General features: G+C 62.3%; 13 protein-coding genes and 3 pseudogenes. 11 read left to right on the forward strand and 5 right to left on the reverse strand.

From position 1 onward, the window contains the following. Window positions 1-5 precede the first annotated feature (5 nt). The 5 genes from P9272_RS33695 to P9272_RS33715 all read left to right on the forward strand — a co-directional run bounded on the left by P9272_RS33695 (window position 6) and on the right by P9272_RS33715 (window position 4,610). Complete coding sequence (locus P9272_RS33695; protein WP_278164425.1) at window positions 6-875, forward strand: MurR/RpiR family transcriptional regulator; 870 nt, start codon at window positions 6-8, stop codon at window positions 873-875. Beyond that, window positions 872-1,741 carry a PfkB family carbohydrate kinase gene (locus P9272_RS33700; protein ID WP_278164427.1) on the forward strand — a complete coding sequence of 290 codons (870 nt, stop codon included), beginning with the start codon at window positions 872-874 and terminating at the stop codon, window positions 1,739-1,741. Before P9272_RS33695 ends, P9272_RS33700 begins: the two co-directional genes overlap by 4 nt. A gap of 278 nt (window positions 1,742-2,019) precedes the next feature. Continuing rightward, complete coding sequence (locus P9272_RS33705; protein ID WP_278164429.1) at window positions 2,020-3,378, forward strand: Gfo/Idh/MocA family oxidoreductase; 1,359 nt, start codon at window positions 2,020-2,022, stop codon at window positions 3,376-3,378. 19 nt (window positions 3,379-3,397) lie between these two features. Further along, entirely contained in the window at window positions 3,398-3,712 is a 315-nt protein-coding gene (locus P9272_RS33710; RefSeq protein WP_278164431.1) for a putative quinol monooxygenase, read from the forward strand. A gap of 19 nt (window positions 3,713-3,731) precedes the next feature. Then, window positions 3,732-4,610 carry an NAD(P)-dependent oxidoreductase gene (locus P9272_RS33715; RefSeq protein WP_278164433.1) on the forward strand — a complete coding sequence of 293 codons (879 nt, stop codon included), beginning with the start codon at window positions 3,732-3,734 and terminating at the stop codon, window positions 4,608-4,610. A gap of 87 nt (window positions 4,611-4,697) precedes the next feature. Here P9272_RS33715 and P9272_RS33720 read toward each other — a convergent pair. Next, window positions 4,698-4,841 (reverse strand): annotated as a pseudogene (locus P9272_RS33720) (aldo/keto reductase); the annotation flags it as partial. A 146-nt stretch (window positions 4,842-4,987) separates the two neighbouring features. Continuing rightward, a complete protein-coding gene (locus P9272_RS33725) occupies window positions 4,988-5,986 on the reverse strand; it encodes a LacI family DNA-binding transcriptional regulator (protein WP_278164436.1) in 999 nt (332 codons plus the stop codon). Between the two features lie 237 nt (window positions 5,987-6,223). Between P9272_RS33725 and P9272_RS33730 the strand changes: the two genes are divergently transcribed. The 5 genes from P9272_RS33730 (at window position 6,224) to P9272_RS33750 (ending at window position 10,937) form a co-directional block, all read left to right on the forward strand. Then, on the forward strand, window positions 6,224-7,270 hold the full coding sequence (locus P9272_RS33730) for an ABC transporter substrate-binding protein (protein ID WP_278164438.1): 1,047 nt from the start codon (window positions 6,224-6,226) through the stop codon (window positions 7,268-7,270). A 29-nt stretch (window positions 7,271-7,299) separates the two neighbouring features. Beyond that, window positions 7,300-8,337: an ABC transporter ATP-binding protein gene (locus tag P9272_RS33735; protein ID WP_278164440.1), complete on the forward strand. Its 1,038-nt coding sequence runs from the start codon at window positions 7,300-7,302 to the stop codon at window positions 8,335-8,337. After that, a complete protein-coding gene (locus tag P9272_RS33740; protein ID WP_278164442.1) occupies window positions 8,334-9,218 on the forward strand; it encodes an ABC transporter permease in 885 nt (294 codons plus the stop codon). The genes P9272_RS33735 and P9272_RS33740 overlap by 4 nt, the downstream gene beginning before the upstream one ends. Window positions 9,219-9,279: 61 nt before the next feature. Next, complete coding sequence (locus P9272_RS33745; RefSeq protein WP_278164444.1) at window positions 9,280-10,002, forward strand: ABC transporter permease; 723 nt, start codon at window positions 9,280-9,282, stop codon at window positions 10,000-10,002. Between the two features lie 14 nt (window positions 10,003-10,016). Beyond that, window positions 10,017-10,937: a 5'-methylthioadenosine phosphorylase gene (locus P9272_RS33750; protein ID WP_278164446.1), complete on the forward strand. Its 921-nt coding sequence runs from the start codon at window positions 10,017-10,019 to the stop codon at window positions 10,935-10,937. Window positions 10,938-11,344: 407 nt separating this feature from the next. Here the strand turns inward: P9272_RS33750 and P9272_RS33755 are convergent. From P9272_RS33755 to P9272_RS33765, 3 genes and pseudogenes are all read right to left on the reverse strand, one after another. After that, window positions 11,345-12,372: pseudogene (locus P9272_RS33755) on the reverse strand (IS110 family transposase). Between the two features lie 233 nt (window positions 12,373-12,605). Further along, window positions 12,606-12,770 (reverse strand): annotated as a pseudogene (locus P9272_RS33760) (nucleotidyltransferase); the annotation flags it as partial. An 822-nt stretch (window positions 12,771-13,592) separates the two neighbouring features. Next, window positions 13,593-14,057: a DUF2231 domain-containing protein gene (locus tag P9272_RS33765; protein WP_278164448.1), complete on the reverse strand. Its 465-nt coding sequence runs from the start codon at window positions 14,055-14,057 to the stop codon at window positions 13,593-13,595. A gap of 226 nt (window positions 14,058-14,283) precedes the next feature. On the opposite strand from P9272_RS33765, the gene P9272_RS33770 reads away from it, so the two are divergent. Beyond that, a complete protein-coding gene (locus P9272_RS33770) occupies window positions 14,284-14,508 on the forward strand; it encodes a hypothetical protein (protein WP_278164450.1) in 225 nt (74 codons plus the stop codon). Window positions 14,509-14,750 lie beyond the last annotated feature (242 nt).

Genomic DNA, 14,750 nt, shown 5'->3' on the forward strand with positions numbered 1-14,750 from the left:
AACGCATGAACCTGCCGCTTGGCGATCCGAGAACCATCGGCCCGCGCATCCGCATGATGATGCCGCATCTGACGCCGCTGGAGGGGCGGGTGGTCGACATGATCCTCGGCCGGCGTGATTTCGGCGAAAACACATCGCTAAAGACCGTGGCCGAAGACGCTGGCGTGTCGGAGGCCATGATCGTCAAGATCGCCAAGAAACTCGGCTTCGACGGATTCAAAGATTTCCGCGCCGGCCTCGCCGGCTACAACCGCCTGCCGACCGCCGAACTGCATGAAGAACTCTCGCCCGACGACACCGATGCCGAGATCGCGCGCAAAGTATTTCGCACCTCCGTGCATGCGCTGGAGGAGACACTCGCCATTCTCGATCCCCAGGCGCTGGAGCGGGCCGCGGACCTCATCTTCGGCGCGCGCCAGCGCGACCTCTACGGTGTCGGCGGCTCGGCGCAGATCGCGCGCGACGTCGCGCACAAGCTCTTGCGGATCGGCGTGCGCACCAGCGTCTTCGACGATGCGCATATGATGTTGATGTCGGCTTCGCTGCTGGGCGAAGGCGATGTCGCCATAGCCATCTCTCATTCGGGAACCAGTTCGGCGGTGATCGAGCCCATTGAGCTGGCGCGCCGACGCGGCGCGCGCACCATCGCGCTCACCAACTATGCGACGTCGCCGCTCGCCTCGGCCGCCGACGTGGTGTTGTGCTCGACGGCCCAGGGCTCGCCGCTCCTGGGCGAGAATGCCGCCGCGCGCATTGCGCAGTTGATCATATTCGACGCCGTCTTCGCCGCCGTGGCGCGGCGCGACCTCAAGGCGGCCGAACGCAACCTCGCCGCGACCATGGGCGCTGTCGCCGGCAAGCGGCGCGGCGCATGAGCACCGCGCCGCGTCCTGTCGTCGTTGCGGTCGGCAGCCTTCACTACGACATCATGGTCGACGCACCCGACCGTCCGCGCAAGGGCGAGACGGTGACCGGCTTCGGCTGGCGGCCGAAATTCGGCGGCAAGGGCGGCAATCAAGCGATCGCGGCGGCGCGGGCCGGCGCCGATGTGCGCATGGCTGGCGCGGTAGGCGACGACGATTTCGGTGGGTTTCTTCTCGCCAGTCTCACCGCCGCCGGTGTCGACGCTTCGCGCATTGCCCGCATCGAAGGCCACGGCTCGGGCATGAGCGTCGCCATCTCGGACAGCAGCGGAGACTATGGCGCCGTGATCGTCTCCGGCGCCAATACCGCTCTCGACCCCGGGAGCCTCGACGACCCCACGCTTTGGCGCGGCGCGGGCATTCTCGTCCTGCAGAACGAAATGCCGGATGCCGTCAACCTTGCCGCCGCGAAGGCCGCGAAACGGGCGGGCGTGCCGGTGTGCCTCAATGCCGCCCCCCACCGATTGCTGACGGACGAGTTCGTCGCGCTGGTCGACATCATGATGGTCAACGCCATCGAGGCCGAACAGTTTTGCGGCTGCCCGGTCGGGGATATTGCCTCGGCGATGGGCGCGGCCCGGCTGCTCTCTAGCCGTTTTGCCACGGTGGTGGTGACGGCGGGCGCAGACGGCGTGGTCGGCTTGCAACGCGGCCACGAGCCGGTCGTGGTGCCCGCCATTCCTGTCCGGCTGGTCAGCACGCATGGCGCGGGCGATGTCTTTGCCGGAACCTTTGCGGCGGCGTTTGCCGCGGGTAGCGCTTTCGCGGCGTGTCTCGATCTCGCCAACCGGGCCGCCGCCAGGCATGTCTCGACCTGACCGCATGCCGGCCCGTGCGCTTTAATCTTTAGCGCAGCTAAACGATCAAGCTCACCTTCTAAATTGAGCTAACAGCTCTCTCGCAATACGAATGGAGCGGTTCGGCAAACAGGGCCGGACCATCGGCAGCAAGGCTTGCCGGGGAAAGCAATTGCGCCGTTGCGGGAAGGTGTCAAGCGCCTTCGCAACGTGTCCACGGTGGACCGGGACACGAAGGCCTATGTGCGCCTCGCCATCGCCTGCGCCGTGCTGAATTCGGTGATGCGAAGGACACGGAAATGAATCTTTATACCCTGCTTGCCGCGCGCGCGGAGCGCGGACGCCCGGTGCGGGTGGGCCTGATCGGCGCCGGCAAGTTCGGCTCGATGGTGCTGTCGCAGGCGCAACGCATCGCCGGATATCACACGGTCGCAGTGGCTGACTTGAACGTTTCCAAGGCGCGGGACTCGCTCCAACGCGTCGGCTGGCCGGCCGCGCGGTATCAGGCGAAGAATGCCGGCGAAGCGGTGAAGAACGGCACGACCTTCGTTACCGACGATGTTGCCGCCCTGCTTGCGTGCGAAGAGATCGAATGCGTCATCGAGGCGACCGGTCATCCTATTGCCGGAACCCGCCATGCGCTAGCCGCGATCGAGGCCGGCAAGCATGTCGTGATGGTCAATGTCGAGGCCGACGTCATGGTCGGGCCGATCCTGGCCGAGAAAGCGCGCCAGAAGGGGGTCATCTATTCGATGGCCTATGGCGACCAGCCGGCGCTGATCTGCGAGCTAGTGGACTGGGCGCGGGCGACCGGCTTCGAGGTGACGGCTGCGGGCAAGGGCATGAATTTCGAGCCACGCTACCGCTATTCCACGCCCGACACGGTCTGGAGCTTCTTCGGCTGGAGCGAGGAGGAGGTGGCCAAGGGCGACTTCAATACGAAGATGTACAACTCCTTCACCGACGGAACTAAGGCGGCGATTGAGATGGCCGCGGTCGCCAACGGCACCGGCCTCAACTGCCCCGATGACGGGCTGGGTTTTCCGCCCTGCGGCCTGCACGATCTTGCCAAGGTGTTCCGCCCGGCCGCCGATGGCGGGCGCATGGCACGCTCTGGCCTCGTCGACATCGCCGCCAGCCAGGAGCCGGACGGCCGCGAGGTGTTCAACAACATCCGCTACGGCGTCTTCGTCACCTTCAAGGCGCACAATGAATATTCGCGCGCCTGCTTCAAGCAATACGGCCTTCTGACCGACCCGTCGGGCTGGTACGCCTCGATGTGGCGGCCGTTCCATATCATCGGGCTGGAAACCTCGATCAGCGCACTGTCGGCCGTGCTGCGCAATGAGCCGACCGGGTCGTCGAAGGAGTTCCGCGGCGATGCCGTGGCGACGGCCAAGAAGGACATGCAGCCCGGCGAGATGCTGGACGGCGAGGGCGGCTACGCCGTCTGGGCAAATGCCATTCCTGCTTCGATCAGCCTGGAAAATGCCGCGCTTCCGATCGGGCTGGCGCACAATGTGCGGCTGAAGCGCGCCGTCAGGAAGGACCAGATCGTCAGCGTCAACGATGTCGAGCTGGTCAACGACCTCGACGTGGTGAAGCTGCGGCGCGAGATGGAAGAGCGCTTCCGCCCAACGCCGAGCGTGGCCGCCTGATCCTCCCGGAAGGAAAGTCATGACCAAGCGCAGCGCGCCACCCTTCGTGGTGATCCCCGAATTCCGCGTCGGGCCGCAGGTAAGGACCGGATTTCTCGATGCTGCCTTGCACGACGCCCGCCATTCGCTCGCCGATGAGGCGGGCTGCCGCCGCTTCGATGTCGTCTGCCCCGAGGGCGCCGAAGACACGGTGTTGTTCTACGAAGTGTACGACGACCGCGCCGCGTTCGACGCGCATCTGCAAACTCCGCACCTGAAGCGCTTCCAGGCGGCCATGAAGGCGCTCGAGGTCGAAGAGACCGTCGTCCGCTTCGCCGCTCTCAGAAACGCCTGATCCGGCAGCGATCGCCGCAATGAGCGTCACCAGGATCGGCTTCATCGGGACCGGCATCATGGGTGGCCATATGGCCCGCCGGCTGGCGCAAGCCAGCTTTGCCGTGAAGGTCTGGAATCGCAGCCCGGGCAAGGCCGAAGCGCTCTTGCACTTCGGCGTCACTGTCGCCGCCGAAGCCGCCGAGGCGGTTCGGGACGCAGATGTCGTCGTCTTGATGCTGAGCTCGGGACCGATCTGCGATGAGGTTCTGTTCGGTCCGAATGCCGCCGCCGATGCGATGGCGCCGGGTTCGACTCTTGTGGTGATGAGCTCCATCCCGGTCGAGACGGCGCGCAGGCAAGGGGAGCTGGCGGCGCAAAGGGGCCTCCGCTACGTCGACGCTCCGGTCTCCGGCGGTGAGAAAGGCGCGGATGAAGGGACGCTTGCCATCATGGCGGGCGCTGAAGCCGACACCATAGACGCGCTGAAGCCCGTCTTTGCTCCGCTGGGGCGTGTCACGCATGTCGGTCCGGCCGGCGCCGGCAGCCTGGCAAAACTCGCCAACCAGCTGATCGTCGCCAGCAACATCTGCGCCGTCGCCGAAGCGCTGCTTCTGGCAGAGCGCGGCGGCGCCGACCCGGCGCGCCTACGCGAGGCGCTGCTCGGCGGCTTTGCCGACTCGACGGTGTTCCGCCACCACGGACGGCGCATGGTCGAGGGCGATTTCGTGCCCGGCGGTCCGGCGAAATATCAGATCAAGGATACCGGCACGGCGCTAGCGCTCGCGGCCTCCCTCGGGCTGGCCCTGCCTGTCGCAACCGAGGTCGACCGGATTTTCCGCGGGCTCGTGGACCATGGCGACGGCGATCTCGACCACAGCGCGGCAATTATCGAACTGCGGCGGCTGAACACTCGATAGATACAAGAAGGCAATGGCAGTTTCCCGGCAACACGTCTCAAGCAGGCAAGGCTCGGCCGAGGCCGTCGGCGCTGGCTCAGTCGTTCGCTTTACGCGATAAGATTTCAGGCTCGTGCCAGGCAACGGGACGATAGTGGTCCGCTGGGCGAGCAGCCAAGCTAGTGTGATCTGTGCCGGGTTTGCGCCTTTCGTCGCAGCAATGCGTTTCAGAAGGTCCCCGAACGCTTCATTGCCAGGCGATGGTGATCAAGTGGAGTCGGCGGTCACGCTGGCGGTGCATTTTGATGGCGCTCGACCTTCGTCGAACCTGAAACGCTTGCTTTGCAGGTTCTTCAAGTTTCCGATCGTTGGGGCGAAGCAGGCGGCGAGCTGACGGGCTATTCGCCCGGGTCGAATTCCCCTGGTAATAGGACCTCCTCGACAGGTGCCAACGGATTCGCGATCCGTCGTTCCAGGATGTCGACGAGTTTGCGCCCGACGGCCGCCATGTCCACCGAATGAATCCCGATCTTGGCCGGCAGGAAGCGGGACAGGCGCGTGCTATCACGGGTGACGATGTGGACATCGCGGCCCGGAACCAGGCTCCGCCTTCCAAGAGCCTGCAGCGCCCCCACAAGGCCGAGTTCATTGGCGCACGCCAATCCCGTTGGCGGATTGGACGATCCCAGCAAGTGATCGAGCCAGGCAGCGCTAGATTCCATCGTGAACGTGCCATGGCCGATCAGCGATGGGTCGATCCGAATGCCGGTCTCGGCCATCGCCCTTTCATAGCCTGCAAGGCGCATTGCGCTCGCCTGATCGTTCGGCACGAGAAGCTGCAGCGCTATGCGCCGGCAGCCTTTTCTCGTGAGCCATCGCGTGGCTTCGTAGGCAATCTTTTCATTGTCGATGTCGACATAGGGATAAGCGATGTCCAGGTCGGTTCTTCCGAATGCGACGAATGGAATGCCTTCATTCAAAAGCAGAGGCACACGCGGATCGCTTGAGGCCATGCGGGTAATGATAAGACCATCCGCGCTGCGTGCTTGAAGCAGGCGCCGCACGCTGTCGACAGGATCATCGTCAGGGGTAGTGGAATATATGGACAGGCTATAGCCGGCCTGCCGCGCCGCCATTGTCATGCCTTCGATCAAAGGCAGCTTCGCCAGATCGGACAGGTAGTCGTGCGTTTCCATGGGGAGTACCGCCGTCAGCGTCAGGGTCTGTCCAGTCTTCAGCGCACGGCCATGATGATTAGGAACATAGCCGACCCGCTTCGCCACTTCCTTGACGCGTGCCACGGTCGAGGGATGCACTTCCGGACCATCTTTCAGGGCGCGCGATACCGTGGTCACGGAAAGGGAAAGTTCCGCCGCGATCTGTTTTAGATTGGCCATAGCGCCCGACCTGGTTCACCACATCGCCGCCTGAACTTTGCGGATGCGCGGCTAACTCTCGCTGAAATCGTAACGTTACCGGATTCGACATGAGGGTCAAATCCGAGCCCGCTGAAACTGAGAGTGGGCTGAGTGAAAGCAGCTTGACTCTTTGGTGTTTCACGCTAATCGTAACGTTACAATTATAAAAAAAGCCCACATCCGGCAACATTTTGAGTCAATCCTGGAGGAGAAACCATGTCCCGGCTATTACGCATTTCGCTGACAGCGATCGCAGTCTCGGCTGCTTCCATGCCCGTCTACGCCCAAACGGTCACGATCACGACCGCAGGCGGCGACTACGGAAACGCCATGAAGAAAGCCATGTGGGGTCCCGCGGCAAAGGAACTCGGCTATGATGTTCGCGAGGAGACGCAGAGCGACGGCCTGGCCGCCGTGAAGATGCAGGTCACTTCGGGAGCCGTCACCACCGACATCATCCACCTTGGCTCGCCGGAAGGCGCACAGGCGGCCGCGCAGTCGCTGCTGGAGCCGCTCGACGGCAAGATCATCGATCTCAAAGCCGTGCCGGTAGGTGCACGGTCCGACTACTGCTACCCGTTCGACTCCTATGGCACTGTCATGTCCTGGAACACGAAAACCTACGGCGAGAATCCGCCGAAGAGCTGGGCTGAGTTCTGGGATGTCGCCAAATTTCCGGGCCGGCGCGCCCTGCGCGCAAACGCGCAGGACTTGATCGAGATCGCGCTGCTCTCAGATGGGGTGGCGCCGGCGGACGTCTACTCCGTGCTCAGCACACCGGAAGGCCTGGGGCGCGCCATCAAGCGGCTTGAAGCGATCAAGCCGAATGTCTCGGTCTGGTGGACCTCGGGAGCCCAATCCGCGCAATTGTTGAAGGACGGCGAGGCGGATCTGGTCGTGACCTGGAACGGACGGGCACAAACCGTGAAAGCGGATGGTGGCGCGGTTGACTACACCTTCAAGGGCTCTGTCATCGGCACGGACTGTCTCGGCGTGCCGAAGGGAGCGCCGAACAAGGAAGCGGCCATGAAACTCATTGCGGCGATGACGCAGCCCGCGCGCGTGGCGAAGCTGACCGATTTCATCGCCTACGGACCGGTCAATCCTGCCGCCTATCAAGGCGGCCTCGTTCCTCAGGACCGCCTGAAGACCCTTGCGACCGCGCCCGAGAATGCTGGTACGTCGGTGTTTTCCAATGCCGACTGGTGGCTCAAGAACGGCGAGGCCGCGCAAAAGGCCTTCGATGAAATGACGAGCCGCTGAGCCTCGAATTCATCAAGTTTGAGGACATGATGTCGTCGCTTCCGATCACCATCGACAGCGTGCGCAAGGTCTACGGGTCCTACGTCGCGCTGGACGGTGTCTCGCTCGACGTTCGGGCTGGCGAATTTCTCACGCTGCTCGGCCCGTCTGGATCAGGAAAGACCACGCTGCTCATGGCTCTGGCCGGCTTTGTCCGGCCGGATTCCGGCAGGCTCTGGTTGGGTGATCGCGATATCACTCGCCTGGCTCCCAACAAGCGCGATATCGGCATTGTGTTCCAGAACTACGCCCTGTTTCCCCATATGAATGTCCTGGCCAATGTCGAGTACCCGCTGGCACTGCGCAAGATGCCGAAAGCGGAGGCCCGGCGGCGGGCGCTCGAGGCCCTGGCCCGCGTGAAGCTGGAAGGCCTGTCGGAGCGCGACATCGCCGCACTGTCCGGTGGCCAGCGCCAGCGGGTGGCGTTGGCGCGGGCTATCGTCTTCGAACCGCGCGTGATGTTGATGGACGAGCCGCTTTCGGCGCTCGACAAGAATTTGCGCGAAACCATGCAGTACGAGATACGGCGTCTGCACGATGATCTGGGGATCACAACAATCTATGTGACACATGACCAGCGTGAAGCGTTGACCATGTCCGACCGGGTCGTCGTTATGAACTCCGGCCGTATCGAGCAGATCGGCACGCCACAGCGGGTTTATGATCGTCCGTCGACCCGCTTCGTCGCGGAGTTCATGGGCGAGGCCAACATGATGCCCCCCGGCTCAGTGCGTGCGATCGACGGCGCCGCTACCTCACGCGAGACCCTGATGATCCGCGCGGAGAGCTTCCATCTGGATGCGAAGCTGGCAGGGCGAGACGGAGTAGCGCTCGAAGGGATACTGCGCGCCAAGGCGTTTCGTGGCGACAACTGGCTTTTGACACTGGCGCCTGACGCCGGGCAGGCGGTTCTCGTCTCTATCCCGTCGGCGCTGGCCGGCGCCTGCGCCGAGCTTAGGCTCGGTCAGCGGGTGACCGCATATGCGCCCGCAGACAAAGTTCACGCGATACCGGGAGCGAAAGGGTGACCGTCCTCGTCGATCCCGCGCTCGCCGCAGATGCGCGGCGCGAGCGGCGGTTCTTCCTTTCGCTCTCACTGCCGGCTCTTTTCGTCGTTGGACTGGCGGCGATACTGCCCATCCTTTGGATCATCCGGCAATCCTTCCTCAGCATCGCGGGGGAATACACGGTCGGCAACTACGAGAAAGTGCTTTCGAGCGGTCTGACCTGGTTGGCGCTTGTGACAACGTTCGAGCTGTCCCTCGGCACGCTTTTTGCTTGCATACTTCTCGGAACACCTTTGGCATTCGCTCTTGCCGGCGCCAGGCCGAGGGTGGCGAATGTGCTGATGGCGTTTGTCATGCTGCCATTATGGACCTCCATTCTGGTGCGCACCTATGGCTGGCTTGTGCTGTTGCGGCGCGACGGCCTGATCAACGCGGCCTTGACAGCGTCAGGCCTGACATCCGAGCCGCTGCCGCTCGTCTACAACTTCACCGGAACGCTGATCGGCATGGTTCACTACATGCTGCCGCTATTCCTGCTGCCCGTTTATGCCGCGATGCGCGATATCGAAACAGACCTTGTTCGCGCGTCGGCGAGCATGGGAGCCACGCTTGGGCAAGTGATACGCACCGTCATTCTGCCCCTTTCGGCCGGCGGCATCGTCTCCGGTTCGATGATCGTCTTCATCTACACCATTGGTTTTTTCATCACGCCGGCGGTGCTTGGCGGCGGCAAGGTAAATCCTCTGTCGATCCGCATCGAGCGCACGCTGTCCACCTTTCAGGACTGGGGTTCTGCGAGCGTGCTGGGCATCCTGCTCCTCGTCGTCACGGCGCTGGTCGGCGTAATGTTCGTGGCGGCACGGCGGCTGATGGCACAAAACAGGACTGGTGCCCATGCTTGACTCCTATCAGGACAACAGGCTGGCCCGCATTCTGCTTTGGGGCTTTTCCACGTTAGTGCTGATGTTCCTGATGCTGCCGACACTGGTGGTCGTGCCGCTCTCCTTTTCGGCCTCAGATCTCCTCGAGTTTCCGCCGCATGCCTATTCGTTGCGCTGGTACGAGAATTTCTTCGGCTCCGCGACGTGGATGGACGCACTGAAGACGAGCCTGATCCTCGGGACGCTGACGGCGATGGTCGCTGTGCCCTCGGCGCTGCTGGCCTGTATCTCGATGAACAGGCTCGGCGGCAAGGCCGCCGCGACCATTCAGGGTGTTCTGCTTAGTCCCTCCATCGTGCCGGGGATCCTGCTTGCGATCGGTCTCTTCTTCGTCCTGGCGGCGCAGCGCCTGGTCGGCACGCTGTTCGGCGTGCTGGTCGGACATGTCGTGCTGGCCATTCCGGTTGCATGCTTCGTGTTGTTGCCTGCTCTGGCCCGCTTTGACTGGAACCAGGTTCAGGCGGCGCGCAGCCTCGGTGCGAACTGGCCTCGGGCCATCGGCGGGATCATCGTGCCGCAACTTCGGGTCAGCCTGTTGTCAGCGAACTTGATGGCCTTCCTGACTTCGCTCGACGAGTCCGTCATTTCGATCTTCGTCGCCAGCGGTCGCAACAGCACGCTGCCGAAGCTGATGTTCCTGTCGCTGCGCGACCAGATCGACCCCACCATCGCGGCGATCTCGACATTGTGGACCGCGCTGGTCGTGGCCGTTGTCCTGATCGTGGCCTTTCGCCAAAAAACCTGACCGGGACTGTAAACATGCCTATCGATCCTCACCCTGGCGACGATCTGGCCGGCCATGCAACGGACATCCCCAAGGTGGGGCTGGCGATCATCACCGGCTCGGCCAACTGGGGGCTTGCATTCCCGGAGGATGTCGAAGTCGACGGCGTTCACACTTTGCGGCGGGACATGAGCTTTGAAACGCCGTTCGGTCGCACGGACAACTGGAAGCTGCTCGAGTTCGATGCCTCCATTACCCTCGAAGGCCAACCAAAACGCGCGCTTTGCATGTACTCACACGGCAATCCACGCGATCATATCGACCATTCCTGTCACCGCCGCGCGTTCTGGGTACTGATGCAGGCCGGTGTACGGCAGGTCCTTGCCTGCTCGACGATCGGCGCCGTCAACAAGGCGATCAAGCCTGGCGACATGGTGGTGCCCGCCGACATCATCGAGCTGACGCAGACCCCGTTTTCACTTCTGCCTGGCCGCCAGAGCTTCGACTGTTCCGGCAAGCAGATTGTTTGCCCGAGATGCGCGGCGGTCCTGGTCGAGACGGCGCGTCGCCATTGGCCGGCCGGATGCCGGGTTCACGGCATTGCACAGCAACTGGTCGCCGCCCATTGTTACGGGCCGCGACTGACAACCCCGGCCGAAGCACTGGCATTTCGCAGCATGGGGGCGGATGTGCTCAACCATTCGATCGCCCCCGAGGCCACCTTGTCGCGCGAGATCGGCGCGTGTTTCGTGCCTTGCGCGTTCGTCACGGCGGGCTTCAACGACTATATGGACCGCAATCGCCAGAAATTGCTGCAGGACGATGTCTTGCCGAGCCTGTCCATGACAGCCTCGCGGGTCGCGCTGGAAACCGCCGCACGACTTCCGGCCGATCCGGAATGCTCCTGCCAGGGTTTGAAGTCGCCCCAGCCCGAGGAGCGCTCCAGCCGCTTCTGAGGCGCCGCGCGGCCTAGTTGGCATCCTCGAATCCAAGTAACAGAGCAACCTCCGCGCTCGACATCATTGTTTTGCGCAAACAGTGCTCGGCAAGCGATGAGCGTATGCGTACACATCGATGGTAAGCTGGAATGACGTGCCCTTCTCCTGAAGCCTACTCTGTGTCAAACGGCCCTTTAATTGCGGGTAGTTGTCAATCCGGATCTCGCACTGCCATCGCCGGGGTCATGGTCCTTTCCGAGGTCGAGTGCCTCATGATGATGTTCGGGTCGGGCGCCTCAACGTTTCCAACGAGATGCAGATGAACTGCTGTCAGCCGTTTGACCGAGGTCGCCGCAACCACCGTCCCGGCGGGGACATCACGAGTTCCGGAAACGGACCCGCGATTGGGATCGAGTGCTGATCTGTTATGTCATCTTTTCGCAGCCCCACTCGAAGCTGGTGCCGTCAACCCAAATGCAATGAAGCAGAACCGCGATCTTCCGTGCGACCGCCACCTTTGCCTTCTTCAAGCCGATCCGCCTCGACAGACGCATCCCCCAGGCTTTCAACGTGGACCATTTCTTCGTCCGGTGCAGGAGGACGCTGGCCGCCTCGTAGAGATAGGTTCGCAACAGTCGATCGCCCCAGCGTGAGACGCGGCCATTGATATCCGTTTCACCGGACTGCTTTCGTCGCGGAGTCAGGCCGAGATAGGCTCCTACGTTGGCGGCCGAGCGAAAGCGCGAAGGGTCGTCGATCGTGTGCCGGAAGGTGAGCGCGGTCACCACGCCGATGCCGGGGACTGTCATCAGCCGGCGTGTGGTTTCGTCTTCACGAGCGAGATGCCGAACCTGCCGATCAAGCTTCTCCTGTTCACAGCAGGCCTGCTCATGGACAGACAGAAGCGCCTGAACCAAAGGCCGAAGCGGATGGCCGTCAGCAACCAGTTCCCAAACCTTTTGCCGGAACTGTGACCCAATCGATCGACTGAACTGCAGCCCATATTCCTTCAGCATGGACCGTGTCTGATTTTCGAGATCGCGACGGATCTCGACAAGTCTTGACCGTGCGACCAGCATGGACCGGGTGGCCTGACCCTCTGCGCTCTTGACCTTCACTTCCCGATACCAGCCGACGCGAACCAGTTCGGCCAGGCCGCGGGCATCGTTCTCATCGCTCTTGTTCATTCGGACTGAAAGCGCTGCCTTTGCATGCCGAGCATCAAGGCAGACGACCGGCAATCCGACCCTTTTCAGCTCGTGCCATAGCCAGCTGGACATGGCGCCCGTCTCAAATCCGATGCGCTCGGCTTGAGGGGGCGTTTGCGGAGCAACTCGGTCAGTGCTCCCGGATCGGACTTCGCCTTTCCCTGGAACACCGTCTTGCCAGTATCGTCGACCACGCAGACGCTCGTCTCCCTCTGCGACACATCCAGCCCTACATATTGCTTCACTGCGGCCTCCTCCATCTCAATGGTCGGCGGCCTTTTGCCGTCAGCCGAATCTTCGTCCAAAGGAGCGACGGCAGCAATTACGTCATCGTTTCCAAAACTGACCCCCGATCTGGAGTGCGCCCCTGAGGGGGGACAGATCGGCTTGAGGATCGCCTCGATCGGCGCCTGCGAGGGCGAGACGCCCGCGGCCTGGATGACGCCACTGATTTCGCCCAGTTCCGTCGTCGGGCTTGCGGCTCGTCGACCCAGCCACCGCGGGCATAGGAATGCGCCCGCGGCTTCTTGAAATCGGCCGTTGCGCCCTTTAGCGCATCGTCGAATTACTCAAGCAGCACCTCCACGATCCTGGTCAGCTCACGCTGCTTTGGCGGGGGAAGATGATCGATGCTGGATTTCATAAACAAAGGTCGGTATAGCGCGCCTGATCTACCCCCCTGCGTCTGCCCGGTTATCAGTTCCAGATCGTGCCGACGGCGCATCGCCGCGAAGGGCGGCCGCTTGGCGCCCTTATTACCGCCGAGAGCGTGGCAACTTCCCCCGCCTTGCGGCTCCGCCGGAAAAAGACTGTCGCCTGGAGACAAATATCTCCTGCAGTTCTTGAAGATTTTCCACGTGCTGCTGCTCCGATGCGGACGACGCTCCGCCAGCCCTGACGTGCGAAAGCTTGTTCCCGATTCGAAAAATGTTTTCCTCCAGCACTTCCAGGGGGTCCGACAGCGGATTTCGGTCATCAGCAGTTGCCGCAGCACAATGATGGTCATGTGGAAACCGATCCTCCAGCATGCAAAAATAAGGCGCACTGAGTGCATTGGGATTTCGGCGTCGATTTTGATCTTCGTCAGTTTTGGTGCGCGCCGTCATGATTTCGGCTTTACCGGAAGGCCGGCCGGCAAGGTTGAACTGGCAGGCACACGATCCCTGCCTGCGGGAAGTCGGGGGATCTAGGGCAGGCAGGCCAGGCCCTTACCCCGAGTTGCTGCGAGAAAGAGAGAAACTGTGCGCCTTTGGGCCTAGGCCACGCATTAACAATTTGTGTCGGCTAAGAATAAGCAGTCGCAGCTAGTGGGCATAGGCGACGGGCTTCCTGCGATTTCTAACGGCTAACGTCCGTTAGGGACCCCCTCACGGTCCGGCACAAAGGTTCCATGGCGGAACTACATTCGTTAGTAATTGTCATCATCACGCGATGCGGCTCGAACTTGCGTTCAATGTTGGAGGCGTCAGCGCCGACCTTCGGGACTGTCTGCCACTCCCACGTGATGCCGATAGACCATTTCCCAGCCCTTCCACCCCGTGAACAGAAGGATGAGGACCACAATAAGGGAAAGCACGAGGCCAACGGGGACCACCGCAGCATCGCCGTGGGCGTATCGGGAATACCAGTTGTAGAGTTCGATGATAACGACCAGCACGTTGCCGCCCGCGTGCAGCCACGCATCTCGCAGGTTGCGGACTTGATCGTCGCCCAGCACATCTGTCAGGCCGGCAATGGCGGCCAAGGCCGCCATTACTAGGCCCGCCCCGAGAAGCCAGACGGAGCCGCTGACCCAGCCCGGATTGCCGGTTCGCCAGAAGATCAAGTCGCAAAAGAACGTAGCGACGAAGGACGCGATTGGAAAGGGGATCAGCATCGGATGAATCGGATGGCCGCCGATGCTTGCTGTACTGCGCGGGTAGTGGGTCATGAGGACTCTCCAGGCGATCAGTAGAACAGTACGGCCGATAGAACGGCCAGGCCGACCGACACCGGCACGGCTACCATCAAGCACGTCTCGACAATCAGGGTTTCGTTATCATTGAACATGGAGCAGTAATGTTCCCGTCCACAGTAAGGTTCCGACGATCGCCGACGCTCCAGCGTGCAACTTTTCTGGAGTGCTCACGTTTTCAGCACGGACAGTGGAGATTATCATGCAGGGCAGGAACACCGCGCGGGGGTGGAACGAAACATACGACCCTGCCGAACTGGCTGCAAAGCACGGCCTCTCGCTGGAACAGGCCAAAATCGTCATCAACTCGAACGGCCCGTCGCGGCACAAATGCGACGTGAGCGCCATTGCCTTCCGGCACGCTTTGGAAATACGTGGTGACCGTCCAGGTTCACGAAAGCGCGTCCAAGTAGCGAGCGTTCTTTAGCGCGCTGGCAAGTGCTTTTCACGGCAAAATCGATGAAGCTTTCCCAGACGCACCGAGCCGGCATTGCGAGTGAGGTCTCCTGCAGGTTAGTCCGGGACATTGCAGCAAGCCCCGGCGACTGAGGGGCTTAACCCTGCTTCCGGGATGATCCATTCCAGCATTTGCGGATCAACATCTCTCTGGCCGGTGTATGACCGTACCAGCTGCGCAGCCATCTCCCGCCATTGACTCTCCGGGGCTTT

This window comes from Mesorhizobium sp. WSM4976, assembly GCF_029625685.1.
In the GTDB taxonomy this organism is placed as follows: domain Bacteria; phylum Pseudomonadota; class Alphaproteobacteria; order Rhizobiales; family Rhizobiaceae; genus Mesorhizobium.

What these genes read in the sequence shown, in the direction of transcription:
- P9272_RS33695 (WP_278164425.1), top strand. Translation starts at nt 6, where the DNA reads ATGAACCTGCCGCTTGGCGATCCGAGAACCATCGGCCCGCGCATCCGC.
- P9272_RS33700 (WP_278164427.1), top strand. Translation starts at nt 872, where the DNA reads ATGAGCACCGCGCCGCGTCCTGTCGTCGTTGCGGTCGGCAGCCTTCAC.
- P9272_RS33705 (WP_278164429.1), top strand. Translation starts at nt 2,020, where the DNA reads ATGAATCTTTATACCCTGCTTGCCGCGCGCGCGGAGCGCGGACGCCCG.
- P9272_RS33710 (WP_278164431.1), top strand. Translation starts at nt 3,398, where the DNA reads ATGACCAAGCGCAGCGCGCCACCCTTCGTGGTGATCCCCGAATTCCGC.
- P9272_RS33715 (WP_278164433.1), top strand. Translation starts at nt 3,732, where the DNA reads ATGAGCGTCACCAGGATCGGCTTCATCGGGACCGGCATCATGGGTGGC.
- P9272_RS33725 (WP_278164436.1), bottom strand. Translation starts at nt 5,986, where the DNA reads ATGGCCAATCTAAAACAGATCGCGGCGGAACTTTCCCTTTCCGTGACC.
- P9272_RS33730 (WP_278164438.1), top strand. Translation starts at nt 6,224, where the DNA reads ATGTCCCGGCTATTACGCATTTCGCTGACAGCGATCGCAGTCTCGGCT.
- P9272_RS33735 (WP_278164440.1), top strand. Translation starts at nt 7,300, where the DNA reads ATGTCGTCGCTTCCGATCACCATCGACAGCGTGCGCAAGGTCTACGGG.
- P9272_RS33745 (WP_278164444.1), top strand. Translation starts at nt 9,280, where the DNA reads ATGTTCCTGATGCTGCCGACACTGGTGGTCGTGCCGCTCTCCTTTTCG.
- P9272_RS33750 (WP_278164446.1), top strand. Translation starts at nt 10,017, where the DNA reads ATGCCTATCGATCCTCACCCTGGCGACGATCTGGCCGGCCATGCAACG.
- P9272_RS33765 (WP_278164448.1), bottom strand. Translation starts at nt 14,057, where the DNA reads ATGACCCACTACCCGCGCAGTACAGCAAGCATCGGCGGCCATCCGATT.
- P9272_RS33770 (WP_278164450.1), top strand. Translation starts at nt 14,284, where the DNA reads ATGCAGGGCAGGAACACCGCGCGGGGGTGGAACGAAACATACGACCCT.